Origin of the sequence: Pseudomonas sp. PAGU 2196 (assembly GCF_022179005.1) — a bacterium.
Taxonomy (GTDB): domain Bacteria; phylum Pseudomonadota; class Gammaproteobacteria; order Pseudomonadales; family Pseudomonadaceae; genus Aquipseudomonas; species Aquipseudomonas kermanshahensis.
Genome location: NZ_BNTL01000015.1, coordinates 49449 through 74906, shown reverse-complemented (window position 1 = coordinate 74906; position 25458 = coordinate 49449). Strand labels below are relative to the sequence as shown.

Below are 25458 nucleotides of genomic sequence, written 5' to 3'. Positions count from 1 at the left end.
GCGTCTCCTTTGGGTCGAAAGCGGTCAGTCGCGAACGGCGGCTATCGACCCATAGCAGTCGGTCGGCACAGTCACTGAGCGAAGGTCGTTGAAACTGGCAGAACTGTTTACAGGCTTAATGCGCAGGCCGCTTCAGCACGGCATGACGTTCGAATCTCACGCTATCACTCCATTATTGGCAGTTGCGCACGTGGAAGAGGTAGGAGCCGATGACTTCGGCAGGTCGAGCAAACCGCTCTATTTCTTTTACCCTGAACAGCTCATGACCTGGTGTGCGCTCGACGATGACAGCTTGAATGGCATCGTAGAACTGCTCGTACGCGATTGAGTAGCCAAGCTTTTTGAAGACGACGTGCAGAGCCTGGTAAAAGCGCTCTTCATCGTTCGGATGTCGAGTGTGCCAGGTGTCAACGCTTAGCCAGGGTAGAAGAAGCAGTTGGAGCGCCATCATGTCCATGATGAGCTTCCTGCATGTTAGGCGAATGTGATTGTAGCGACGTACAAATCGATTCCAAAACTGAAACGCCACCCCAGAAAGGTAACCGCTAAATCCCAGGCACAAAAAAAGAGGCCCTAAGGCCTCTTCTTTGTGATCCCAGCGACGCACTGAGGATCGAATTTGGAGCGGGAAACGAGACTCGAACTCGCGACCCCGACCTTGGCAAGGTCGTGCTCTACCAACTGAGCTATTCCCGCGTCGTGATGGGTGCCATTCTAGCGATATCTAAAACGGCGTCAACCCCTTGATTCAAAAAAGTTTTATTTTTGTTCCGAGCCTTCGCGCAAGTGCGGCCAGGCGGCCAGCAGGTAATGCGCCATCGACCACAGCGTCAGCCCTGCCGCCACCAGCAGCAGGCCGTAACCCAGAATCACCCACATCGTCACCGCAGGTGGGTTGCCCAGCAGAATGACCAGCGCCAGCATCTGTGCCGCGGTCTTCCACTTGCCGAGGTTGGACACCGCCACGTGCGCCCTCGCCCCCAGTTCGGCCATCCACTCGCGCAGCGCCGAAACGACGATTTCACGGCCGATGATCACCGCTGCGGGCAAGGTCAGCCAGAAGTTGGCGTGTACCTGCACCAGCAGCACCAGCGCCACGGCGACCATCAGTTTGTCTGCCACTGGGTCCAGGAAGGCACCGAACGGCGTGCTCTGCTGCAGGCGACGCGCCAGGTAGCCGTCCAGCCAGTCGGTGGCAGCGGCAACGGCGAACACACTGCTGGCGGCCATATAGCTCCAGTGATAGGGCATATAGAACAGCAGGATGAAGATCGGGATGAGCAGGACGCGTAGAACGGTGAGCAGGTTTGGAATATTCATCGGTACGACTGGCTGCGGGTTGAGCCCGGCATTCTACTCGCTATGCAGGCTGGCATAAATCGACTCGGCAAGCTTTTTACTGATGCCGGGGGCTTTGGCGATCTCATCGATACTGGCGCGGTTGAGCTCTTGCAGGCCGCCGAAGTGTTTCAGCAGGTCGCGCCGGCGCTTGGGGCCGACCCCGGCAACGTCTTCCAGGCTGGACACGCGACGGGCCTTGCCGCGGCGGGCACGGTGGCCGGTGATGGCGAAGCGGTGGGCTTCGTCGCGGATCTGCTGGATAAGGTGCAGCGCCGGTGAGTCGCCCTTGAGGGTGAACTCGTGGTGCACGTCGTTGAGGTACAGGGTTTCGAAACCGGCCTTGCGGGTCACGCCTTTGGCCACGCCGAGCAGGGTCAGGTCGGTGAAGGCCAGCTCCTGCATCACGTCGCGAGCCATGTTCAACTGGCCTTTGCCGCCGTCCACCAGCAAGACGTCGGGCAACTTGCCCTCGCCGTCCTTGATGCGCCCGTAGCGGCGGGTCAGGGCCTGGTGCATGGCGGCGTAGTCGTCACCGGCGGTGACGCCTTCGATGTTGAAGCGGCGGTAGTCGGACTTGATCGGGCCTTCGGGGCCGAACACCACGCAGCTGGCCACGGTGGCTTCGCCGCTGGAGTGGCTGATGTCGTAGCACTCCAGGCGCTGCGGCACTTCGTCCAGGCCCAGCACCTGGGCCAGGGCCTCGAAGCGCGCGGCCATGTGCTGGCGGTTGGCCAGGCGGGCGTTGAGGGCCTGTTCGGCGTTGGTCACGGCCAATTGCTGCCAGCGGGCCCGAGTGCCACGCACCCGGTGGGTGATGGTCAGCTCGCGGCCGCGTAGGGTCTGCAGTGCTTCGCTGATGGCTTCGAAGTCTTCGTGCACCACGTTGACGATGAGCTCGCCTGGCAGCTCACGCTCGGCGTTGCCCACGTAGTACTGGGACAGGAACGCGGCCATGACTTCAGCCACCTCCTCCTCGATGCCCACCTGTGGGAAGAAGTTTTTGCTGCCCAGCACCCGCCCGCCACGCACGCTGATCAGGTGCACGCAGGCGCCACCGGGGTTGACGAAGGCCGCGATGACGTCGACGTCGCCGGTACCGCCTTCGATGTACTGCTGGTCCTGCACGCGGCGCAACAGGGCGATCTGGTCGCGCAGTTCGGCGGCCTTCTCGAAATTGAGGGCCATGGCGGCCTTCTCCATTTCGGCGTTGAGCTCGTTGCCCAACTGTTGGCTGCGGCCTTCGAGGAACATCACCGAATGGCGGATATCGTCGGCGTACTCGTCTTTATCCACCAGGCCGACACACGGCCCTTTGCAGCGTTTGATCTGGTACTGCAGGCACGGCCGGGTGCGGTTGGCGTAGTAGCTGTCTTCGCACTGGCGCACCGAAAAGGCCTTTTGCAACAGGCTAAGGCTTTCGCGAATGGCGCCGGCGCTGGGGTACGGGCCGAAGTAACGGCCCTTGGCTTTTTTTGCACCGCGGTGGATGCCCAGGCGCGGGAAGTCGCCGTCAGACAGGAAGACATAAGGGTACGACTTGTCGTCGCGCAACAGGATATTGTACGGCGGCCGCCATTCCTTGATCAGGTTCTGCTCCAGCAGCAGCGCCTCAGTCTCGTTGGCGGTGATGGTGGTCTCGACCTGGGCGATACGGCCCACCAGCGCGGCGGTCTTGGGCGCCAGGCCGGTTTTACGGAAATAGCTGGCCAGACGCTTCTTGAGGTTTTTGGCCTTGCCCACGTAGAGCAGCCGCGCCTCGGCGTCGAACATACGGTAAACGCCCGGGCGACCGCTGCAGGTCGCCAGGAACGCGCTGGCATCAAAAGCTTGGGGCATGAGGTTTACAGGCTTGCGTCAACCATACCGTGGCGAACGGCCAGCAAGGTCAGTTCGACGTCGCTGGTGACCGAGAGTTTTTCAAAGATCCGATAACGGTAAGTATTGACGGTCTTGGGCGAGAGGCACAACTTGTCCGAGATGATCTGCACCTTCTGGCAGCCGACGATCATCAAGGCGATCTGGATTTCCCGCTCGGACAAGGCGTCAAACGGCGAGCCTTGCGGCTGGAACGACTTCAGCGCCAATTGCTGGGCGATTTGCGGGCTGATGTAGCGCTGGCCGGCAAAGGCCAGGCGAATGGCCTGGACCATTTCATCGAGCCCGGCACCCTTGGTCAGGTAACCGGCCGCGCCGGCTTGCAGCAGGCGCGTGGGGAATGGGTCTTCCTCGCACACGGTGACCGCGACCACCTTGATGTCGGGGTGGCTGCGCAACAGTTTACGGGTAGCCTCCAGGCCACCGATGCCCGGCATTTTCACGTCCATCAGGACGACGTCCGGCTTCAGTTCCCGGGCCAGCTTCAGCGCCGCCTCCCCCGAATCCCCCTCACCCACCACCTGCAAGCCGTCGATGTCGGCCAGCATGCGTGTAATACCGGTTCGTACCAGATCGTGATCATCGACCACTAAGACCCTAATCAAGCACACACCTCGTCTACAGGGCGATTGGATCCCGCCACCTTAACAAAATTTTTCATGGCGGGCCTAACGCAAAACTTCTGTCAGATAGGCCTGACGGCCAAGTGTGAAAGGCCTCACTGTTTCGCGGCTTTTGACCTCACCTGACAAACGCCCCAGCAAGTGCCAGAGCGCTGCTTGATCGGCGAGCGGCAATTGCCGAAAGGCCCCCAGCAATTCGGCCTCATCCTGGGTCATGTTTTCCAGCGGCGCGGGGGTGCGCACACCGCTGAGCACGTAGAGGGCATCCACGCCATGGGCGGCCACTGCGGCCAGGTAATCGGCACGCGGCGTGCGTTCGCCACTTTCGTATTTACCCTGGGCATTGGGCTCGACTCCGCCAATGTCACCAAACACCCGCTGGGTCATCCCCAACCGCTCACGTTCTTCCCGCAGTCGCGGACCGAATCCATTCATAGGGTGCATCTCCTTAGTCCCTAGACATCATCCAACGCCGCTCACCTTCCTGTAAGCAGCTGTAAATTCCTGGGTCCACTATGCCCATGGTCACCGGCCACGACAAGCCATCACTGAGCTATCAGTCGATTGCGCGCTGCATGCGCACGAAGCACTCATCCTCGCCCATTTCGACAAAGCCCCTGCGCTGATACAACTGCCTGGCCGGGTTGCTGCGGAACACCATCAAACGCAGCAATGGCAGGCGCCGCTGCTGCGCCCAACCGGCGAGCGACTCCAGCACCCGGCTGCCGATACCGCGCCCGCGGTGCTCGGGCAGCAGGTGCAACTCGCGAATGAACAGTGCCTGGCGGTCTTGGCTGAGGCTGCAGTAGCCCAGCACCGTGTCGCCTTCCATCACCAGCCATTGCTCACGCCAGCCCCAGGCCTGATCGAAGGCATCTTCGAGCCACAACAGGTCGAACTCACGGTAGTACGGCAGCATGGCCCGGCGCGTAAGGTCGCGGGCAAAGCTGCGGTGGGCGTCGGTGGCAGGTACGAGGTTCATGGCCATCATTGTGCACTGCTCAGGTGGCGTAGCACACCGGCGAGCTGCCTGGGCCACGGCGTTCCAGCTCATCCTCCAGCCACTCGGCGAGCACTTGGGCATTGTTGTGCTCGGTGTTTTTGGCGGCATACAGCAAGGTCAGCGGCCCTTTGGCCGCCAGATCCAGCAGTGGGTACCAGTGCTCGGGATGGGCGGCCAGCTGTTGCTGGTAGCGCTGGGTGAAACCGGCAAAATCCACCTCCCCCTGGTGAAACGCCGTCCGCAATTCGTCCGAAGGTGCCACCTCGCGCAACCATTGGCCCTGCAAGTCTTCCTTGCGTTTGTTGCGCGGCCACAGGCGGTCGACCAGCACGCGCTGGCCATCTTCGTCGGCGGCTGCTTCGTAGACACGTTTGCAGCGGATCATGGCTTTCTCCCGCATTTACCGTCTGTCTTGAGCCTAGTGAATTCATTGACCGAGGTCACGGACCGGTCACGAATTGCTCCTAAGCTCACAGCCTTCGGCACCTTCGCCCGACGCCAACCGGAGCCCCCATGGCAACCCCGTCCCTGGCCAGCCAGCCGCCACTGGCCCAACGCGATTCCCGCCCGCAGCTGTCCCACAAGCCCGGGCGTGCCACCCTGGTTTTGTTCTTCGGCCTGCTACTGGCAGGCATCGCCTACACCGCCTGGAGCCTGAAACAGGACGTCAGCGCCAGCGGCACGGTGATCACCACCGTTACCCCCTTCCTATTGTTGGGCCTGGCGCTGCTGATTGCCCTGGGCTTCGAGTTCGTCAACGGCTTCCATGACACCGCCAACGCCGTCGCCACGGTTATCTATACGCATTCTTTGCCGGCACCGGTCGCCGTGGTCTGGTCGGGGTTATGCAACTTCCTGGGGGTGCTGCTTTCCAGCGGCGCGGTGGCCTTTGGCATCATTGCCTTGTTGCCGGTCGAGCTGATTTTGCAGGTAGGTTCTTCGGCCGGTTTCGCCATGGTCTTCGCCCTGCTGCTGGCCGCGATCATCTGGAACCTGGGCACCTGGTGGCTGGGCTTGCCGGCGTCCTCCTCGCACACGCTGATTGGCTCGATCATCGGCGTAGGCGTGGCCAATGCGCTGATGCATGGGCGCGACGGCACCAGCGGCGTGGATTGGGCCCAAGCCAGCAAGGTGGGGTATGCCCTGCTGTTCTCGCCGTTGATCGGTTTTGCCTGCGCGGCCCTGTTGCTGCTGGCGCTGCGCGCGCTGGTCAAGCGCAAAGAGCTGTACCAGGCGCCGGAAGGCCAGACGCCGCCACCGTGGTGGATCCGTGGCGTACTGATCCTGACCTGCACCGGGGTATCGTTTGCCCACGGCTCCAACGATGGGCAAAAAGGCATGGGGCTGATCATGCTGATTCTGGTCGGCACGCTGCCGATGGCGTATGCGCTGAACAAGACCATGCCCAGCGAGCAGGCCCTGCAGTTTTCGGCCGTGGCCGAAGTGACGCGCCAGGCCCTGGTGCGCCATGACCCGCAAGCGGCGCCCGCAGACCCGCGCCAAACCTTGACCGCGTTCATCGCCGAACCCAAGCCCAACCCGCAACTGGTACCAGCCCTGGCCGCCCTCACCGGCATGATCGGCGAAGAGGTGAAGGGTTACGGTTCGCTCAAGCGCGTGCCGGCCGAAGCCATGGCCAACGTACGCAATGACATGTACCTGACCAGCGAAGCCATCCGCTTGCTCGACAAGCACCAGCTGACAAACTTCGATGCCGACACCCGCAGCCATGTGCAACTGTTCAAGACACAGCTGGACGATGCCACGCGCTACATTCCCCTGTGGGTCAAGGTGGCCGTGGCCATCGCGCTAGGGCTTGGGACCATGGTCGGCTGGCGACGCATTGTGGTGACGGTGGGCGAAAAGATCGGCAAGACCCACCTGAGCTATGCCCAAGGCGCATCGGCGGAGGTGGTTGCGATGTGCACCATCGGGGCGGCCGACATGTTCGGGCTGCCGGTCTCGACTACCCACGTGCTGAGCTCGGGGGTGGCTGGGACCATGGTCGCCAATGGCTCGGGGATTCAGCAGCGTACGTTGATCAACCTGCTGATGGCCTGGGTGCTGACCCTGCCCGCGGCAATGCTGTTGGCAGGTAGCCTGTACTGGCTTCTTAACCAGATTTTCTAGGCTGCACTAAAGAACCTGTGGAAGCGGGCTTGCCCACGAATGTGATGGTGGGCCTACCACAGCATTCGCGGGCAAGCCCGCTCCCACAGGTTCAGGGATGCCCGATCATCCCGGGATTTTCAGGCCACGCTGAACCGCCGGCCGCTCCAAAAACGTCGCCAGCACCCGCTGCACTTCCTTGAACGCATCGAACCCGACCAGCTCACGGGCGTTGTAGCGCTCCACAAGGTTGCGTACCCAAGGGAATATGGCGATGTCGGCGATGCTGTATTCGTCGACCATCCACTCGCGGCCTTGTAGGTGGCGGTCCAGCACACCCAGCAAGCGCTTGGATTCGTTGACGTAGCGATCCCGCGGGCGTTTGTCTTCGTATTCCTTGCCCGCAAAGAAATGGAAGAACCCGACCTGGCCGAACATCGGCCCGATGCCGCCCATCTGGAACATCAACCACTGCAGGGTCTGGTAACGGGTGGCGGGGTCCTGGCTGAGCAACTGCCCGCTCTTTTCCGCGAGGTACTGCAGGATGGCGCCCGACTCGAACAACGGAAGCGGCTGGCCACCGGGGCCGTTCGGGTCGAGGATGGCGGGGATCTTGTTGTTGGCGCTGAGGGAGATGAACTCCGGGCTCATCTGGTCATCGTTGTCGAAGCTGACCTTATGCGGCTCGTACGCCAGGCCGATCTCTTCGAGCATGATCGACACCTTGACCCCATTCGGCGTCGGCAACGAATACAGCTGCAAGCGCTCGGGGTGCTGGGCGGGCCATTTGCGGGTGATGGGGAATGCGCTCAGATCGGTCATGGTCAACCTTGCCTGGGGAATGGAGCTGTCACTTTAGTGACATCCCGCGTGGCTGACCATCACCGACCCTTCATCGGCACAGGCGGCTCAAGCCTGGCCGTGGGCCTTGAGCTTGAGCTTTTCGGTGTCGACCCGAACGAACACCGAGTCCGCCGTCACCGTGAGTACATCGTCTGCCCAAACCTCGCAGATAACCCGGCTCTTTCGCCCGACTTCCCCTTCTACGCGTGCCTTGAGCAGCAACTCGACACCCATGGGGGTCGGTTTCAGGTAGCTGAGGTTGAGTGTGCCCGTGACGCAGTCGATACGTGGCAGGCTGCCCGGTTCACGGCCTTCGTTGCGGTAGTGGTAGGCCATGGCGGTCCAGTTGGAATGGCAATCGACCAGCATGGCCAGTAAGCCGCCATAAACCAGGCCGGGCCAGCCGATGAAGGTGCTGTCCGGCGCGTGGCGGCACAGCAGGTGGATGCCGTCGGCGTCCCAATGGCTTTGCAGGTGCAGGCCGCTAGGGTGGGAGCAGCCGCAGCCGTAGCAGGTGCCTTCCGGTGCAGCCAACTGCTGGAGGGAAAGGGTGTGCTCGTTCATACGCTTCCTGTGCTTGTTGGAATGGGAAGTGAGGCAAGCGTCGATGGTAGCGCCGCGCTGAGCCAGCGCCAATGAGAAAGGGGCGCTAAGCGCCCCCTCTGGATCAAGCAGTCTGTGCGACCACCTTGCCGCGCCGCTGGGTCAGCGACACCAGCAGGATGAACAACGTCACCCCGGCAGTCATCAGCGTCTCGTAGCGGTAGGCATCGCTGAACAGCATGTAGCCCAGGACCATGACGATGGTGCCGATCACCAGCCAGGTCAGATAAGGGAACAGCCACATCTTCAGCTCTAGTGGCGTGCCCTCACGGTCTGCACGGGCTCGCATGCGCAGCTGAGACACGGCGATCACCAGGTACACCAGCAAGGCAATGGCGCCGGTGGTGGACAGCAGGAAACCGAACACCTTGCCGGGGAACACATAGTTGACGAAGCAACCGGCAAAGCCTGCCAGGGTCGAGAAGATGACCGCTACCGTTGGCACGCCAGCACCCGAAATGCGCTTGGTCATGCTCAGCGCCTGGCCACGGGCACCCAGGGAGTAGAGCATCCGCGAGGCCGTGTACAGGCCGGAGTTCATGCAGCTGGTGACCGCCACCAGCACCACCAGGTCGACCAGCAGCTTGGCGCCCGGCACGTTAAGCACTTCCAGCACCCGCTGGAACGAGCCCACGGCTTTCAGGGCCGGGTCGTTCCAGGCCACCAGCGACACCACCAGGAAGATCGAGGCCAGGTAGAAGATCGCGATGCGGTACACCACCAGGTTGGTGGCACGGCGGATCTTGTCTTTCGGGTTGGCTGTTTCGTCAGCGGCAATGGTGACGATCTCGGCGCCGAAGAACGAGAAGATGGTGATCAGCACGCCACCCAGCACAGTGCCAAAGCCATTGGGCATGAAGCCGCCATTGTCCCACAGCCGGCTCACGCCCGAGACCTCCGCCAACGGCCAGAAGCCGAACACGGCCAGGCTGCAGACGATGATGAAGGCAACGATGGCAACCACCTTGACCAGCGCGAACCAGTACTCGAAGGCACCGAAGTTCTTCACACTGATCAGGTTGGTACCCGACAGCACGACCATGATCAGGAAGGCGAACAACCACGATGGCACGCCGGGGAAGTAGGCATGCAGGATGTCTGCGCCAGCAATCGCCTCGACCGGGATGATCAGCACCCAGAACCACCAGTACAACCAACCGATGGTGAAGCCTGCCCAAGGGCCGATGGCCTCGGAGGCGTAAGTGGAGAACGAGCCGCTGTTGGGGTTGGCGATGGCCATTTCGCCCAGCATACGCATCACCAGCAGCACCAGCAGGCCGGTCATGGCGTAGGAGATGAGGATGGCCGGGCCGGCGGTGGCAATGGCGTTGGAGGAGCCGATGAACAGGCCGGCGCCGATGATGCCGGCGATGGAGATCATGGAAACCTGACGGGACGTCAGGCCGTGCTGCAAGGACCGCTGTTTCTTGTTTTCTAGCGAAGCCATGGAGAACCCTCGAATGGGTCGCCGTCGTGGGACGGCTAAAAAATGGAGCAGAATTCTTATTAATTTCTGGTGTGCGTTTTTTGTTGTTTTGTAGATGCCGGCGGTGGCTACTTCCCTCCTCTTCGCACGACCGGTTGTAATCGTTGATCCAGGTCAGTATTAATCTATAGGCCTGGGTCAACAAACGACCTTTTCGAAGCACATGATTCCAATACGGAATGAACTTCTTCCTTTTTTGCTCGGTACGCGCCTGTCATGTCCAAACGCCTGATGCCCTCGACCACCGCCCTCCAGTGCTTCGAAGCGGCTGCCCGCCACCTGAGCTTCACCCGCGCGGCGCAAGAGCTGCACCTGACCCAGAGCGCGGTCAGCAAACAGGTCGCGCAACTGGAGGACATGCTGTCGCACTCGCTGTTCCAGCGCATTCGCCGGCGCCTGCACCTGACCCCGGCCGGTGCGCTGTACCTGACCGAGGTGAACAAGATCCTCACTCAGATCGACATCTCCAGCCGCTACATCCTCAGCTATGGCGATGAGACCGAAGTGCTGCGCATCGCCACCCAGCCGACCTTTGGCGCGCGCTGGCTGGTGCCCAGGCTAAAGGGGTTTGGTGATCGCTATCCGCGTATCCACCTGGATATCCGTAACGAGCTGGAACCCTTCGACCTGGTGCAGTCCAAGGCCGACATCGCCTTCTTCTTCGGCCAAGGCACCTGGCCTGGGGCGACGTGTATCGAGCTGTTCAGCGAAGAAGTGGTGCCGGTGTGCGCCCCAGAGCTGCTCGCCAACCACCGTTTCACCAGCGCCGAGGCGCTGACCGAGCACCGCCTGCTGCAGTGTGTATCGCGCCCGGAGGCCTGGCATGAATGGTTTTTGGGGCTGGGGTTGCACAGCCAGAACAGCTACCACGGGCCGCGCTTCGACACGTTCTACCTGTGCATCCGGGCTGCAATCGCCGGCTGTGGCATTGCCCTGATTCCGCGGTACCTGGTGGCTGAGGAGTTGAACGAAGGCAAGCTGGTGGTGGCCTGGGACCACCCGGTGCCGAGCAATGGCAGGCACTTCATCGCCCATGCCGAGCATGCGGCGGAGGTGCCGAAGGTCAGGGCCTTCGTGCAGTGGATTCGCGAGCGGGTGGCTGAAGGGGATTGAGGCCAGTGCAGGTAACACAAAATCTTACAAGATCACGAATCCAAGGAATGATCGCAATCAAATAATTCGTTTGCGCAATACAGCCCCCGCACGCTTCGATAGTGGGAAACTCGAACAAGGTCCGCGTGCACCATGAATCAGGAAAGTATCAGCCAGTCCATTGCCATCGTTCACCCAATTACACTTTCCCACGGCAAGAATGCGGAAGTCTGGGACACCGGCGGCAAACGTTATATCGACTTCGTCGGCGGTATCGGCGTACTCAACCTGGGCCATTGCAACCCAGCCGTGGTCGAAGCGATCCAGGCCCAGGCCACCCGCCTCACCCACTATGCCTTCAACGCAGCCCCCCACGGCCCGTACCTTGCGCTGATGGAGCGCCTCAGCGAGTTTGTCCCGGTCAGCTACCCGCTGGCCGGCATGCTCACCAACAGTGGCGCGGAAGCGGCGGAAAATGCCCTGAAAGTGGCCCGCGGCGCCACCGGCAAGCGCGCGATGATTGCTTTCGACGGTGGCTTCCATGGCCGCACCCTGGCAACCCTGAACCTCAATGGCAAGGTCGCCCCGTACAAGCAACGCGTCGGCGATCTGCCAGGCCCGGTCTACCACCTGCCCTACCCCAGTGCCGACACCGGCGTCACCTGCGAACAGGCACTCAAGGCCATGGACCGGCTGTTCAGCGTCGAGCTGGCGGTTGAAGACGTGGCGGCTTTCATCCTCGAACCGGTCCAGGGTGAAGGCGGCTTCCTCGCCCTCGACCCAGCATTCGCCCAGGCACTGCGCCGCTTCTGCGACAAGCACGGCATTTTGATCATCATCGACGAGATCCAGTCGGGCTTTGGCCGTACCGGCCAGCGCTTTGCCTTCCCGCGCCTGGGCATCGAGCCCGACCTGCTGCTGCTGGCTAAAAGCATCGCGGGCGGCATGCCACTGGGTGCGGTCGTGGGCCGTAAAGAATTGATGGCATCGCTGCCCAAGGGTGGCCTGGGCGGGACCTATTCGGGCAACCCGATTGCCTGCGCAGCGGCGCTGGCGAGCCTGGCGCAGATGACCGACGAGAACGTCGCCACCTGGGGCGAACGCCAGGAACAGGCGATTGTCAGCCGCGTCGAGCGCTGGAAAGCCCAGCACCCGTTCATCGGGAGGCTGACCGGTGTCGGCGCGATGCGCGGCATCGAATTCGTCAACGCCGATGGCAGCCCGGCACCGGCCCAGTTGGCCAAGGTCATGGAAGCAGCGCGCGCCAAAGGCCTGTTGCTGATGCCCAGCGGCAAGGCGCGGCATATCATCCGCCTGCTCGCACCACTGACCATCGAAGCCGAGGTGCTCGAAGAAGGCTTGGATATCCTCGAGCAGTGCCTGGCAGAGTTGAACTAAGGCTTACAGGCCCAGCTCTTCAGGGGTGAGCATGTCGGACTCGAAAGCGATCCAGCCACCTTCGAGTTCGGCGTGGCCGTTGACGATCGGGCCGTAGTAGGTCAGGCCGTTTTCCAGGGTAACGCAGATGTGCGTGGCCGGCTTTTCGGGAGCTGCGAGCGTACCGACGAAATGCACCTTCTTCAGGGTTTCGGTCACCGCTTCAAGGCCCACACGCATACTGGGGTTTTCCGAGGCCTCGATGTCGCCCCCGCGGTCTTCAGCGCTGATGGTCACGGTGGCGGTGTACGGGAACTTGCTGCTCAAGCGGGGTTACCTCAATTAGATGTGTAGGCGTTTTGGCGCGTAGAGTACGGCAGCCTTTGTCTGTTGTCTCTACTGGCCTCTTCGCGGGTGAACCCGCTCCCACAGGTACAGCGTCATGCCTGGCACCTGGGTGGCCGCCATCAACAGATCAAAATGGCCTCCCCCGCCCCGATCTGTTAGGGTGCCCGCCGATGCACGCCACACCACACGAGGATCCCGAGTGAGCGCCGAAGAACCCCTGATCGCCGACCTGTTCGAGGTCGACAAACGCCTGTCCCTCAAGCCCGTCGTGGACTTCAACACTTACCTGCGCAACGCGTTCGCCGAAGGCCCGTGCCAGTGCCATCGCTGCCGTGACGGTGGCGACCAGAGCAGCTACAGCCACGCGCACAACTTCACCCTCGAAGGCCGCCCGCTCAACCGCCGCTTCGCCAACACCGCTGGCAGCGACGTGCTGCTGGTGCTGAAAAAAGCCTGGCTGTCGTACCACAAAGAAGACCTCAACCTGGTCGGCGCGCTGGACATGGCCAAGCTCAAGACCTTCACCGACGGCGCCCTGCACGAGCGCTTGCTGGCCCTGCTGCCTGCTAGCGGCCTGGCCCGTGAAGTGGACGGCCAATGGCTGCTGCAGGCTCAGCCCGACTGACGGCCCGGCGGTAAAGCAGGATTCTTCCGGTCTGCTAACGTGGGAGAATCCGCCCATCCGCAGGTAGTCCGCCATGGCCCGTACAACGCCCATCGAGCTGTATCGCAATATCGGCATCGTCGCCCACGTGGATGCCGGCAAGACCACCACCACCGAGCGCATCCTGTTTTACACCGGGGTCAATCACAAGATGGGCGAGGTGCACGATGGCGCCGCGACCATGGACTGGATGGCCCAGGAACAGGAGCGCGGCATCACCATCACCTCGGCAGCCACCACGGCCTTCTGGCAGGGCTCGACCAAGCAGTTCCCCGACAAGTACCGCTTCAACATCATCGATACCCCTGGCCACGTCGACTTCACCATCGAGGTAGAACGCTCGCTGCGTGTGCTCGACGGCGCGGTGGTGGTGTTCAGCGGCGCCGACGGGGTCGAACCGCAATCGGAAACCGTGTGGCGCCAGGCCAACAAGTACCACGTGCCGCGCCTGGCCTACATCAACAAAATGGACCGCCAGGGCGCCGACTTCCTACGCGTGGTCAAGCAGATCGACAAGCGTCTGGGGCATCACCCGGTGCCGATCCAGCTGGCCATCGGCAGCGAAGAGCATTTTATCGGCCAGATCGACCTGGTGAAGATGAAGGCCATCTACTGGAACGATGCCGACAACGGCACCACCTACCGCGAAGAAGCGATCCCTACCGAGCTCCAGGCGCTCGCCGACGAATGGCGCGCGCACATGATCGAAGCCGCGGCAGAGGCCAACGATGAACTGACCATGAAGTTTCTCGATGGCGAGGAGCTCAGCATCGACGAGATCAAGGCCGCCATACGCCAGCGCACCATTGCCAACGAAATCGTGCCGACCATCCTTGGCTCGTCGTTCAAGAACAAGGGCGTGCCGCTGATGCTCGATGCCGTCATCGACTACCTGCCCGCCCCCTCCGAAATCCCGGCGATCAAAGGCACCGACCCCGACGACGAAGAAAAGCACCTGGAGCGCCACGCCGACGACAAAGAGCCCTTCTCGGCCCTGGCCTTCAAGATCGCCACCGACCCCTTCGTCGGCACCCTCACCTTTGCCCGGGTGTATTCCGGCGTGCTCAGTTCCGGCCATGCGGTGCTGAATTCGGTCAAGGGCAAAAAAGAACGCATCGGCCGCATGGTGCAGATGCACGCCAACCAACGCGCCGAAATCAAGGACGTGTGCGCCGGCGATATTGCTGCCTTGATCGGCATGAAGGACGTGACCACGGGCGATACCCTGTGCGACATCAACAACCCCATCATTCTCGAACGCATGGACTTCCCCGACCCAGTGATCTCCGTGGCCGTGGAGCCTAAGACCAAGGCTGACCAGGAAAAAATGGGCATAGCCCTGGGCAAGCTGGCCCAGGAAGACCCGTCGTTCCGCGTGCGCACCGATGAGGAAACCGGCCAGACCATCATCTCCGGCATGGGCGAGTTGCACCTGGACATCATCGTCGACCGCATGCGCCGCGAGTTCAACGTCGAGGCCAATATCGGCAAGCCGCAGGTGGCCTATCGCGAGAAGATCCGCAACACCTGCGAGATCGAAGGCCGCTTCGTTCGCCAATCCGGCGGGCGCGGCCAATACGGCCATTGCTGGATCCGCTTCGCCCCGGGCGACGAAGGCAAGGAAGGCCTGGAGTTCATCAACGAAATCGTCGGTGGCGTGGTACCCCGCGAGTACATCCCGGCCATCCAGAAAGGTATCGAAGAACAGATGAAGAATGGCGTGCTCGCCGGCTACCCACTGATCAACTTGAAGGCGGCGGTGTTCGACGGCTCCTACCACGACGTCGACTCCAACGAAATGGCCTACAAGATAGCCGCGTCCATGGCCACCAAGCAGCTCTCGCAAAAAGGCGGGGCAGTGCTGCTAGAGCCGGTGATGAAGGTTGAGGTGGTGACCCCCGAGGAATACCAGGGCGACATCATGGGCGACCTGAGCCGGCGCCGCGGGATGATCCAGGATGGCGACGAGACGCCAGCCGGCAAGGTGATACGCGCCGAAGTGCCGCTGGGCGAAATGTTCGGCTATGCCACCTCCATGCGCTCGATGACCCAGGGCCGCGCCAGCTACACGATGGAGTTCATCCGCTATGCCGAGGCACCGGCCAGCATTGCTGACGGGATCGTGAAGAAGAACCGCGGGGAGTGATTTGCATGACCTGTGGGAGCGGGCTTGCCCCGCGAAGAGGCCGGCCCAGGCTTTAAAGGCGCCTGGCACCGGCGTCGCCGGTGTTCGCGGGGCAAGTCGGACCGCCGCACCGCCGCTCCCACAGTGGATCGCGTCGCGAAACCTTAGTGCAGCTCACCGGCCCGCTTCAGCAGCTTCTTGCAGCGCTCAGAAAGATGCACCACCCGCAGTTGCTTGCCAGCCTTCGCATAGCGCTCGCGCAAGGTCTTGAGGGCCGCAATCGCCGAGTAATCGACAAAGCTCAGGTGCTGGCAATCCAAGGTAACTTTGGCCGGGTCGCCCGCTGCATCGAACTGGTTGAGGAACGGCGTGACCGAGGCAAAGAACAACGTGCCATGCACCTGATAACGCTTGCCGCCGCCCGCTTCCTCATGGCTGTCGGCATACAGCTCCCGCGCATGCTGCCAGGCAAAGTTCACCGCCGCGATGACAATACCAAACAGTACCGCTACGGCCAGGTCGGTGAACACCGTGACGATGGTCACCGCAATGATCGCCAGCACATCGTTCACCGGCACCTTGTGCAACACGCGCAACGAAGCCCAGGCGAAGGTCTGCTGGGCAACCACGAACATCACCCCCACCAGGGCAGCCAGCGGAATACGCTCGATCAGCGGCGACAAGAACAACACGAACAGCAGGATCATCACCCCGGCAACCACGCCCGATAGCCGGCCGCGGCCATTGGAGCTGAGGTTGATCACCGTCTGCCCGATCATCGCGCAGCCGCCCATGCCACCGCACAGGCCCGAAACCATGTTGGCGGCGCCCAGGGCCACGCACTCACGGTCTGGGAAGCCACGGCTTTCGGTGATTTCGTCGGTGAGGTTGAGCGTCAGCAGGGTCTCCAGCAGGCCGACCATGGCCATCAGCACCGCGTAGGGGGCGATGATCTTGAGCGTTTCAAGGTTCCATGGCACATCTGGCAGCGTCACTTGCGGCAGGCCACCGGCGATGTGCGCCATGTCGCCGAGGGTGCGGGTCGGCAAACCCAGCAGGTACACCAATAGGCCTACCCCCAGGATGGCCACCAGCGCGGGCGGTACGGCACGGGTAAGCCTGGGCAGTATGTAGACCACCAGCATGGTCAGGGCCACCAGGCCGACCATCAGGTACAGCGGCGAACCGCTGAGCCACTGACCGCCCTGCTTGAAGTGCTCCAACTGAGCCAGGGCGATGACGATCGCCAGGCCGTTGACGAAGCCCAGCATCACTGGGTAAGGCACGAGGCGCACCAGCTTGCCCAGGCGCAGCAGGCCAAACAAGATCATCACCACCCCGCCAAGCAGCACCGTGGCCAGCAAGTACTGCACCCCGTGTTGCACCACCAACGCGATGATCACCACCGCCATCGATCCGGCAGCACCAGAAATCATGCCCGGACGGCCGCCGAACAGTGCAGTCAGGGTACAGATGATGAAAGCGCCATACAGGCCCATCAGCGGTGTGAGGTGCGCCACCAGGGCGAAGGCGATGCACTCGGGCACCAGGGCGAACGAAGTGGTCAGGCCGGCGAGCAGGTCGGCGCGCAGTCGTACGGGTTTCATGAAGTTCCTGTGAGGCGGTCCAGGCGGACGGGCTGGCAATCGAGGGGCGCGATGTTACGGAATTTGTCTTACAGCGGCCACCGCTCAAAAGTGCAGGATGCCGCCCCTCGATGCGTAACCTGCACAACCTGGGCAAATTTGCCATCATGTTAATACCCACTGCGGAGATCATGGACATGCCGCTACGCCCGCTTTTCACTTCCTTGCTGCTGGCTGCCACCCTCAGCGCTCACGCCGCCACCGAGGTCCTCCCCTTGCAGTACCGCAGCAGCGCCGAACTGCTGCCCGCTGCGCAATCGTTCATCGGCAAGGACGGCACCGTCAGCGCCTTCGAGAACAAGCTGATCGTCAATGCCAGCCCCGAGCGCATCGACGACCTGCGCAGCCTGCTGCAACAGTTGGACACCGCGCCCAAGCGCCTGCTGATCAGCGTCGACAACAACGACAGCAACTTCCAGGACACCCGCGGCAACGCCCACGTCATCCGCTACGGCACCAGCAACCGCGAAGGCGGCATGCAGCAGGTTCAGGCCAGCGAAGGCCAGGCCGCGCTTATCCAGGTTGGCCAAAGCATCCCGGTCACCAGCACCAGTACCGACGGTTATGGGCGCATTCAAAGCAACACCGAATACCGCAATGTGACCCAAGGGTTCTACGTTACCCCTAGCCTGAGCGGCGAAACAGTTCGTCTACAAATAAGCACCAATAATGATCGCATCAGCCAGGAACGTGTAGATGTAGTGAAAGTTCAAAGCACCGACACGACAGTCACCGGCAAGCTAGGGGAATGGATCACCTTGGCGGGGTTCAACCAGCAGAGTCAGTCCGATCGTGGCGCGTCAAGCCACACTTACAGTACCCAGCGCGGTGAAAACATGACTTTACGTGTAAAAGTCGACCTTCTGGACTGATCCCAGGCAATTCAAGGCCTCGACCAATGGCCTAGAAACTGACTACCGAGTCGTATTAGACCAAAGATGTAGTAAGTGAAAAAAGTCACTACAAAACATTTGACAGGTACTTTTTCTCAAGGGCATGATGGCCTCGCTCCCGCTAATCAGGGGCCCTGGCAAGGGCCTTCGAGGCGTGCTCCTCCCACCCCTGGAGGCGCCTCGTGTCTATACGGCCCACAAGGCGGTTCGACGGGATTGCGACTGCAACGAAGAAGTTGTCCCGAGGGACGGAAGCGCATCACCGCAGTTCTGGCAATCGCGTAGCACCGCAGCAAGGCAACCACGAGCCGACCTGCAGCGCACACCTTCGCCTGGCCTGCACCCCCTTCCCCTTCGAGCCTTCGCGTTCGCCGCCGCACGCCCCCGAACAGGACAGCCGCCAGGCCTCTGATCTGCACCCGAGCATCAGCACAATTACCCCAAGATCGATGCGACGAGGTTTATTTCCATGGCACTGACACGCGAACAGCAAATTGCAGCCCTCGAGAAAGACTGGGCCGAAAACCCGCGCTGGAAAGGCGTGACCCGTACCTATACCGCCGCTGATGTCGTTCGCCTGCGTGGCTCCCTGCAGCCGGAGCACACCCTGGCCCGTCAGGGCGCAGAAAAACTGTGGAAGCTGGTCACCCAGGGTGCCCACCCGTCCTTCCGCCCAGAAAAAGATTTCGTCAACTGCATGGGCGCCCTGACCGGCGGCCAGGCAGTACAACAGGTCAAAGCCGGCATCCAGGCTATCTACCTGTCCGGCTGGCAAGTTGCCGCCGACAACAACTCGGCCGAGTCCATGTACCCCGACCAGTCGCTGTATCCAGTCGACTCGGTACCGACCGTGGTCAAGCGCATCAACAACTCGTTCCGCCGCGCCGACCAGATCCAGTGGAAAGCCGGCAAGAACCCGGGCGACGAAGGCTACATCGACTACTTCGCGCCAATCGTAGCTGACGCCGAAGCCGGTTTCGGCGGCGTACTGAACGCCTACGAGCTGATGAAGAACATGATCGAAGCGGGTGCCGCCGGCGTGCACTTCGAAGACCAGCTGGCCTCGGTGAAAAAATGCGGCCACATGGGTGGCAAGGTACTGGTACCCACCCAGGAAGCTGTACAGAAGCTGGTTGCCGCGCGCCTGGCAGCTGACGTTTCGGGCGTGCCGACCATCATTCTGGCCCGTACCGACGCCAACGCCGCCGACCTGCTGACCAGCGACTGCGACCCGTACGACCAACCGTTCGTGATCGGCGAGCGCACCCGTGAAGGCTTCTACAAAGTGCGTGCAGGCCTCGACCAGGCAATCTCCCGCGGCCTGGCCTACGCACCGTATGCCGACCTGATCTGGTGCGAAACCGCCAAGCCGGACCTGGACGAAGCCCGCCGCTTCGCCGAAGCGATCAAGAAGGAATACCCGGACCAGATCCTGTCGTACAACTGCTCGCCTTCCTTCAACTGGAAGAAAAACCTGGACGACGCGACCATCGCCAAGTTCCAGCGCGAGCTGTCGGCCATGGGCTACAAGCACCAGTTCATCACCCTGGCTGGCATTCACAACATGTGGCACGGCATGTTCAACCTGGCGCACGACTACGCCCGCAACGACATGACTGCCTACGTGAAGCTGCAGGAGCAGGAATTCGCTGATGCCAGCAAAGGCTACACCTTCGTTGCGCACCAGCAGGAAGTGGGCACTGGCTACTTCGATGACATGACCACCGTGATTCAAGGTGGGGCTTCGTCGGTAACTGCGCTGACCGGTTCGACTGAGGAAGAGCAGTTCCACTGATGGTGGGTTGCTGTTGAGCAAAGGCCTGGGGCTTGCGAAAGCTCTGGGCTTTTTTATGCGTAAATATCTTGATGACACAGTATCTTGCGTCACCCTTCCCCTCAGGACTCAAAGGGTTAATCTAAGCCCGAAATCCACCATCTATTGGTACCGCCACACCGGTCACAAAGGAAGCTGCTTCCGAGCTAAGCCAGTAAACAAGTTCAGCAACCTCTTTAGCTTCACAAACGCGCCCCATAGGTTGCGCGGCACACACCGCATCAAACTTGCTCCCCAATACATGCTCCGCCAAGGGTGTTGCCACAAAGCCTGGACAAACGGCATTTGCTCGCACGCCATAAGGGGCATATTCTTTGGCCACCGCTCTGGTCATGCCAACCAGCGCGTGCTTACTGGCGGTGTATACAGAACCACCTGTCACACTGGCATTTAACCCTGCGAGTGACGCAATATTGACGATGGTACCACCCCCCGCCTCGCGCATTGATGGCAACACCGCCTTCATACTTTGCCATGGTGCCCGCACATTCGTGGACATAACATCTTCGAAATCTTCCTCAGGATAATCCTCGGTCATCGTGAATGAGCGCCCATCAATACCAATGCTGTTGACAAGACAGCTAACAGGCGAATGATCCAAGGTCAGTTGCCTGAAGAACTCGCTCAGTTCGGCGGAATTGCGCAAGTCAACTGAATATGGATATGCGCGCCCTCCGGCCCGATTAATGCATTCACACACCCACATGTTTCTGGAATGGTTACGCCCACATACAATCACCGTGCATTGTTCTCTGGCAAATTTCCAAGCACACGCCTCACCAATGCCAGAATTGCCGCCCGTAATAACAACTACCTTGTTCACACCCTTCCTCCCAAGTTACTTCTTGTCAGCAGCAAGCAGGTCATGCCGAAAATCACTCCCACGCAGCCAAAGACGGCCCAAGTAGAGCTGAAACCAAGACTTCCCAACATCGGCACAGCCAAAGTCACGCATAACACCCGCGCTGCAGCTTGAAGCACAGGTATCAATGAGAACAGCATCCCTTGGCGTGACGTCGGCGCACGCTGGGCAATCAAGGCTGCCATGTAGGTAATGCCAATGATTTCACCCAAGGTCCAAATCACCACCAGCAGTAGTATTGCAGGCCAAGCATCGATCAAGGCATAGGTGCCGAAGCCAATGCCATAGCAGATCGCCGCAAGCGCCAAGTTGGCCGTGGCCGACCAACGCCGAGTCAAGGCAATCAGCGGTCGTGTCAAAACGATGACCAGTAACCCATTGACAATACCGGCCACCCCAAACATACGAGCTGCATCGCCAATACCCAGTACTCCCAACCAAAGAGGAAACTGGTACTCGCGCTGACCATCAAGCAACGACAATACGAAAAACATCACGCCCGCAAGGACCACAACGACAGGTATCGGCGTAAGCCTCCCGCCCTGCTGCGTGCACCGGGTATCGGGCGAATCCCCAGAACTCGGCAGCGCCACGATGGCACTCGCCACCATGCAAACCAGGCAGGTTGTGGCGGTGAACCACAATAAATACTGACTTTTCCAGCCAAGCAAAACACTACCCGCGACGAACAACAGAACACCACCCGCATTACTGGCCAGATGAAGATAGGCAAAGGCTCCCACCTGATCATCCGGTGGAGCAGCTTGAGCCGTCATCACACTTAACAACGGCGTAATAGCGCCGGCACTGAACATGAACAACAAAATCATCCCAATTGCGATGGGTGATGTGAGCAGCAAACTGCCCAACAGCGCCAGTAGCGACACCGTCGAACAGGCCAGCAATAGACGCCGACTGCCTACCCGACCTGGTAATTGCCCGCCAAGTAAGTTACCCATCAGATGACTGGCAATCATCAACGCGACGGTGGTTGCCAGCTCAGCATTCGCCAACGCGAAGTGCTGTTGCATGAACAACGCCGCAAACGAGCCTACTCCGTTGGTCAAGACAAATAGCAGCTTGAGCAATGCCACCTTATGCATCAGCGGGCTCATTCGTATAAGGCTGTAGCTTTCGGCGTTATCCATGAGGGCCGAGGCACAGAGTCGTGCCATCCTTGAGCCGTGAAACCCAGCGACGCTTACTACCGACGCGAACACTCCAGCTTCCGAGTAACTCATCGACATCCAGCAATTTCGCCTGACGAACCAGGCGCAGATACAAACGCACAGCCTTCACGCTGGTGCAGCACTGGAGCAGTCGCCCACTGGCCAAAGGACAGACGTCACCAACGGTATTGAAATACTCCCTGGCCTTTAACACATCATGACTGCTACCGACTTCGTAGAGCATCTCCAGCAACGCACGCTCGGGGGCAGATCTGAGCAGCCCACCCCGCCGCTCAAGGGTAGCTGCATGCAGAGCCGGCTCATCATTCCAGTCAAACAATCGTGCAGACACATAGCGCACCGAATAATGCTCGACAAACCATCGAGGCAATGAGGCTCGGTTATCCCCCCACAAAACCAGCGGGGCATCATCTTCGCGGACTTCGCCAAGTGCACTGCAACCTCCTAGATGCAGGCAGGTAATCTGACTTGCCAAATAGGAGCATCCCACCACAAGACTCAGCTCAGTATTTGGAAAGGTATAAATGCCGCGAGCTATGCGACGTAGCCAGCCATTTCTGGCATAACTGGCAGCCCGCTGGCTCGAAATACCGATGCCTTGTAGGATGCTTAGATCTAGCAACATCTCTCGCGGCTGGGAAGTATAGAGCTTCCTGATCAAAGAATATTGTTGTTGTATAGACATACCTGCATCCTGCAGCTTCTAGTTGGCAATCGCCGGTGGTTATGGATACGGGGCGTCCCTACCCCGAGGCTGAACTCATGCTTCGTGCAATGCTTGGATAAACGGCTGCAGGTCGTCGCTTCCTGGAATCGCCACTCGCAGCACATTGTTGAGCGATGAACCAGCATGGGGATATCCCGAACAATCGCTGAATCGAATCCTCGCCCTATGAAACGCTTTGGCCAAACGCCGCTCGGGGGTGTCGTCAAGCAGTAGAAAATTGGTAGAGGTGTTGATGACACCTATCCCCAGCCTCTGGCAACACTCAATGAGCCGCTCGCGTACCCGGTCTTGACGACCATGCGCCGCTGCAAGCTCTGACTGATTGGCCAGACAATGCAGGGCCGCCTTGACCGCGGCGTGGTTGATATCCCAGGGACCTCGCAACTTCAGCAACTGCCTGACTGCATGGGTGCTGGCCACCACATAGCCGAGACGCAAGCCGGCCAAGCCGAAATACTTGGAAAACGATCGGATAACGAACAGTTGCTCAAGACCACTGAAGGCTTCTAGGCAGGAATGGCGTAGATACTCGTAGTAGCACTCATCAACGATCACCGGTTTGTCCAGCTCTACGCAGAGAGCTATTAGCCGCTGCAGATCATCAGGCTCGATTTGTACTCCTAACGGATTGTTCGGATTGCACAGGATCAACCCGTCACTGCCGGGCAAAGCTTCGAGCACGGCATCACAAGGCAGATGGAATGACTGCCCGCGCCGCTCATAGGGCACCACGACGGACTTCACCCCATTGACGTCCAGCATCTGGTAGTAGAACGAGAATACCGGTGAGGGAACGACCACCTGCGCGCCCGGCGCAAAGATCAGACGCACCACCAGATCGATGGCCTGGTCGGCACCGTTGGTCAACAGCAGATGCTGGCGAGGAACCTGACAGTAGTCGCTGAGCGCATCGAGCAACTGTCGATAGTTGGGATAAGTGTACAAGTCTCTCGGGTGCAAGGCGTCGGCGAGAAATTTATTAAGGAAAGATTCGAGAAACTGGTTCTCGTTCAGGTCGAGCAAGACCGAGGAAAAGTCCCGCTCCGGCGCCTTCCATTGCCCTGCGGCCAGGGTGTGCGGATGCAGTTTCACAAGCTCGCCCCTCCATAAATAACCTCCTCGCCCTGCCGGTACATCTCCCGCACATCGTCCTCGTCTGCATAGACTACGGGACAGCCACTGGCGGTAGACAGCTGCTGGCTAACAATTAGGCGCCCGACCTCCGCTGTGAAGGCCAGGGCACGATGAAATGCCTCGGATAGGTTACGCCCTAGAGTGGTGATCCCATGGCCAGGCATGATGATGCAATTGGTCTCGGAAGCATATTGAGCAATGGCCTGAATATTCAGCTCGATATTCACCCCCTCATCCAGGATGCACGGCGGCTTGCCCAACACCAGGGCCGTATCATTGGAGACATACTTCATCGTCCGCCAGCGCATCACTGAGAAGAACGCCACCACTTCATTGGGGTGCAGGTGCACGGTGGCATTGATGTCCGGGCGACAACAGAGAATTTCTCGATGCATCCGATGCCCCTGGCTTGGCCTTGTAGTGCCGTGTATCAACGCATCCGAAAGCAGGTCGAGCACCACGATATGCTCCAGCCCACACTCCTCCAGCGACAGACCAATGTGCTTGGTGTAAACGACCTCGCGCCGCCAGTGTGGGCAATGGCGGCGCACCGCGATGTTTCCCAGGGTATTCATAAGCAGTTGCCGGGTGGCCAGCCGTTGCCCGTATACCAGTATGTCTTGAGCGGTCTCCAGATCGAACCAGTCTGGTAGCTCCCCGCCCCCGTCAAGAGTGCGCTTGATAATCCGCTTAGACATGCGCGTCACCCTCCTGATCATAAGACCACCCATTACCGGCAGTCACTGACGGACCGCCCTCCAGCATCGTCAGGAGGGTTCGGAGTGCCCGTTCCTTCAGGGTCGACAATGACCGATGACTGTAAAACGCCGCATGGGGCGTCAACGCTACACGCGCATGCTCACGCAGTGCAGGCGGGACCTCCGGCTCGTGCTCGACAACATCGAGTAGGGCTTGACCCAGTTGCCCACTGTCCAGTGCCCGAAGCAGGCTGTCGGTGTCGATCAGGCCACCGCGGGACGTGTTGACCAATGCCGCACCAGGCTTGAACCTGGCCAGGCTGCGCTCATTGAGCAAGTGGTGGGTCGCCAGCGATAGCGGCAAGTGAATCGACACAATGTCGGACTGCGCCAATAAGGCTTCGAACGAACAAGCCTGTGCGAACCCATTCGGACAGTACGTTAACGCCGAGTCGTGGAATTTCACCTGGTAACCGAACACAGCAGCGCGCCGGGCCACGGCTTGGCCAATGGCGCCGTAACCCAACAGGCCGAGCACCGTTTCATGGCATGGCTTGGGCGGCCCACTCGGCACCTGGGCTCCGTGCTCACGCCAGCACCAACCGCCACGGCGCGTGTGTCGGAAGTAGTCAAGTAGCCTACGCTGAGCGAGTAGCACGAGCGCCAAGCTATGCTCTGCCACCTCCTCCACACCCACATGGCCGATGTTGGCAAAGCGGATACCCTTGCCACGCAGCGCGACCATGTCGACATCATCCACACCCGTGGTTGCCTTCACTAGTGCACGACAGCGCGACGTCTGGGCCAGCAGTGCGTTGTCGATCTTCACGGAATGGAATGCAACGATACCATCGGCCCAGGACAGCTGAGCGGGGGTCGGAGTTCTGGTCACCTTAATCTTGCAGCCGTCATCGCGCAGGCCATCGAACTCGCCGTGCTCGACATAGTTCACCTGTGGCGAATCGATCATCAGAATATTCACGTG

The 25458-nt window shown here is 60.5% G+C and carries 25 protein-coding genes and 1 tRNA gene; 7 read left to right on the top strand and 19 right to left on the bottom strand.

What is annotated here, in order from left to right; genetic code table 11:
* Positions 1–172 precede the first annotated feature (172 nt).
* The 8 genes from MFF34_RS15235 to MFF34_RS15200 form a co-directional block, all read right to left on the bottom strand.
* Entirely contained in the window at positions 173–457 is a 285-nt protein-coding gene (locus MFF34_RS15235; RefSeq protein ID WP_238215006.1) for a hypothetical protein, read from the bottom strand.
* Positions 458–620: 163 nt separating this feature from the next.
* Positions 621–696 (bottom strand) — tRNA-Gly (locus MFF34_RS15230).
* A gap of 63 nt (positions 697–759) precedes the next feature.
* The gene (gene pgsA / locus MFF34_RS15225) at positions 760–1320 is read right to left on the bottom strand and encodes a CDP-diacylglycerol--glycerol-3-phosphate 3-phosphatidyltransferase (protein WP_027592792.1); all 561 of its coding nucleotides are present in this window, start codon (positions 1318–1320) and stop codon (positions 760–762) included.
* 33 nt (positions 1321–1353) lie between these two features.
* Entirely contained in the window at positions 1354–3177 is a 1824-nt protein-coding gene (gene uvrC / locus MFF34_RS15220) for an excinuclease ABC subunit UvrC (RefSeq protein ID WP_027592793.1), read from the bottom strand.
* Between the two features lie 5 nt (positions 3178–3182).
* Positions 3183–3821 (bottom strand): UvrY/SirA/GacA family response regulator transcription factor, encoded by a 639-nt coding sequence (gene uvrY / locus MFF34_RS15215; RefSeq protein ID WP_027592794.1) that lies wholly within the window; start codon positions 3819–3821, stop codon positions 3183–3185.
* A 63-nt stretch (positions 3822–3884) separates the two neighbouring features.
* Positions 3885–4274: a helix-turn-helix domain-containing protein gene (locus tag MFF34_RS15210; RefSeq protein ID WP_027592795.1), complete on the bottom strand. Its 390-nt coding sequence runs from the start codon at positions 4272–4274 to the stop codon at positions 3885–3887.
* A 121-nt stretch (positions 4275–4395) separates the two neighbouring features.
* Complete coding sequence (locus tag MFF34_RS15205) at positions 4396–4827, bottom strand: N-acetyltransferase (protein ID WP_238215004.1); 432 nt, start codon at positions 4825–4827, stop codon at positions 4396–4398.
* A 13-nt stretch (positions 4828–4840) separates the two neighbouring features.
* Positions 4841–5227, bottom strand: coding sequence for a DUF488 domain-containing protein (locus MFF34_RS15200; RefSeq protein ID WP_238215003.1), 387 nt, complete (start codon positions 5225–5227; stop codon positions 4841–4843).
* A 128-nt stretch (positions 5228–5355) separates the two neighbouring features.
* Between MFF34_RS15200 and MFF34_RS15195 the strand changes: the two genes are divergently transcribed.
* Positions 5356–6972, top strand: coding sequence for an inorganic phosphate transporter (locus tag MFF34_RS15195; protein ID WP_027592798.1), 1617 nt, complete (start codon positions 5356–5358; stop codon positions 6970–6972).
* A gap of 105 nt (positions 6973–7077) precedes the next feature.
* Here MFF34_RS15195 and MFF34_RS15190 read toward each other — a convergent pair whose 3' ends face one another.
* The 3 genes from MFF34_RS15190 to MFF34_RS15180 form a co-directional block, all read right to left on the bottom strand.
* The gene (locus tag MFF34_RS15190) at positions 7078–7773 is read right to left on the bottom strand and encodes a glutathione S-transferase N-terminal domain-containing protein (RefSeq protein WP_238215000.1); all 696 of its coding nucleotides are present in this window, start codon (positions 7771–7773) and stop codon (positions 7078–7080) included.
* Positions 7774–7860: 87 nt separating this feature from the next.
* Complete coding sequence (locus MFF34_RS15185) at positions 7861–8358, bottom strand: PaaI family thioesterase (protein ID WP_027592800.1); 498 nt, start codon at positions 8356–8358, stop codon at positions 7861–7863.
* A gap of 103 nt (positions 8359–8461) precedes the next feature.
* The gene (locus MFF34_RS15180; RefSeq protein ID WP_027592801.1) at positions 8462–9844 is read right to left on the bottom strand and encodes an amino acid permease; all 1383 of its coding nucleotides are present in this window, start codon (positions 9842–9844) and stop codon (positions 8462–8464) included.
* 255 nt (positions 9845–10099) lie between these two features.
* On the opposite strand from MFF34_RS15180, the gene gcvA reads away from it, so the two are divergent.
* Entirely contained in the window at positions 10100–10996 is an 897-nt protein-coding gene (gene gcvA / locus MFF34_RS15175) for a transcriptional regulator GcvA (protein ID WP_027592802.1), read from the top strand.
* Positions 10997–11128: 132 nt separating this feature from the next.
* Positions 11129–12373, top strand: a complete 1245-nt coding sequence (locus MFF34_RS15170; RefSeq protein WP_238214999.1) for an aspartate aminotransferase family protein — start codon at positions 11129–11131, stop codon at positions 12371–12373.
* 3 nt (positions 12374–12376) lie between these two features.
* Here the strand turns inward: MFF34_RS15170 and MFF34_RS15165 are convergent, their stop codons facing one another.
* A complete protein-coding gene (locus MFF34_RS15165) occupies positions 12377–12679 on the bottom strand; it encodes a hypothetical protein (RefSeq protein ID WP_027592804.1) in 303 nt (100 codons plus the stop codon).
* A 220-nt stretch (positions 12680–12899) separates the two neighbouring features.
* Here MFF34_RS15165 and MFF34_RS15160 point away from each other — a divergent pair, with 220 nt between their 5' ends.
* Together MFF34_RS15160 and fusA are read left to right on the top strand one after the other, a co-directional pair.
* The gene (locus MFF34_RS15160) at positions 12900–13325 is read left to right on the top strand and encodes a hypothetical protein (RefSeq protein WP_238214997.1); all 426 of its coding nucleotides are present in this window, start codon (positions 12900–12902) and stop codon (positions 13323–13325) included.
* Between the two features lie 73 nt (positions 13326–13398).
* Entirely contained in the window at positions 13399–15510 is a 2112-nt protein-coding gene (fusA, locus tag MFF34_RS15155) for an elongation factor G (protein WP_238214994.1), read from the top strand.
* 143 nt (positions 15511–15653) lie between these two features.
* Here the strand turns inward: fusA and MFF34_RS15150 are convergent, their stop codons facing one another.
* Positions 15654–17096: a SulP family inorganic anion transporter gene (locus tag MFF34_RS15150; RefSeq protein ID WP_238214991.1), complete on the bottom strand. Its 1443-nt coding sequence runs from the start codon at positions 17094–17096 to the stop codon at positions 15654–15656.
* Between the two features lie 176 nt (positions 17097–17272).
* On the opposite strand from MFF34_RS15150, the gene MFF34_RS15145 reads away from it, so the two are divergent.
* Both MFF34_RS15145 and aceA read left to right on the top strand, forming a co-directional pair.
* Positions 17273–18007 (top strand): secretin N-terminal domain-containing protein, encoded by a 735-nt coding sequence (locus MFF34_RS15145; RefSeq protein WP_238215088.1) that lies wholly within the window; start codon positions 17273–17275, stop codon positions 18005–18007.
* A gap of 490 nt (positions 18008–18497) precedes the next feature.
* Complete coding sequence (gene aceA / locus MFF34_RS15140) at positions 18498–19823, top strand: isocitrate lyase (RefSeq protein WP_012273289.1); 1326 nt, start codon at positions 18498–18500, stop codon at positions 19821–19823.
* 121 nt (positions 19824–19944) lie between these two features.
* On the opposite strand, the gene MFF34_RS15135 is transcribed toward aceA, so the two are convergent.
* The 6 genes from MFF34_RS15135 to MFF34_RS15110 all read right to left on the bottom strand — a co-directional run bounded on the left by MFF34_RS15135 (position 19945) and on the right by MFF34_RS15110 (position 25455).
* Entirely contained in the window at positions 19945–20685 is a 741-nt protein-coding gene (locus MFF34_RS15135) for an SDR family NAD(P)-dependent oxidoreductase (protein ID WP_238214989.1), read from the bottom strand.
* A complete protein-coding gene (locus MFF34_RS15130) occupies positions 20682–21827 on the bottom strand; it encodes an MFS transporter (RefSeq protein ID WP_238214986.1) in 1146 nt (381 codons plus the stop codon). The genes MFF34_RS15135 and MFF34_RS15130 overlap by 4 nt, the downstream gene beginning before the upstream one ends.
* Before the next feature lie 37 nt (positions 21828–21864).
* On the bottom strand, positions 21865–22599 hold the full coding sequence (locus MFF34_RS15125) for a type IV toxin-antitoxin system AbiEi family antitoxin domain-containing protein (RefSeq protein WP_238214984.1): 735 nt from the start codon (positions 22597–22599) through the stop codon (positions 21865–21867).
* Between the two features lie 75 nt (positions 22600–22674).
* Positions 22675–23733, bottom strand: a complete 1059-nt coding sequence (locus MFF34_RS15120) for a histidinol-phosphate transaminase (protein WP_238214983.1) — start codon at positions 23731–23733, stop codon at positions 22675–22677.
* Complete coding sequence (locus tag MFF34_RS15115; RefSeq protein WP_238214981.1) at positions 23730–24473, bottom strand: class II aldolase/adducin family protein; 744 nt, start codon at positions 24471–24473, stop codon at positions 23730–23732. Before MFF34_RS15115 ends, MFF34_RS15120 begins: the two co-directional genes overlap by 4 nt.
* Entirely contained in the window at positions 24466–25455 is a 990-nt protein-coding gene (locus MFF34_RS15110) for an NAD(P)-dependent oxidoreductase (protein WP_238214980.1), read from the bottom strand. The genes MFF34_RS15115 and MFF34_RS15110 overlap by 8 nt, the downstream gene beginning before the upstream one ends.
* Positions 25456–25458 lie beyond the last annotated feature (3 nt).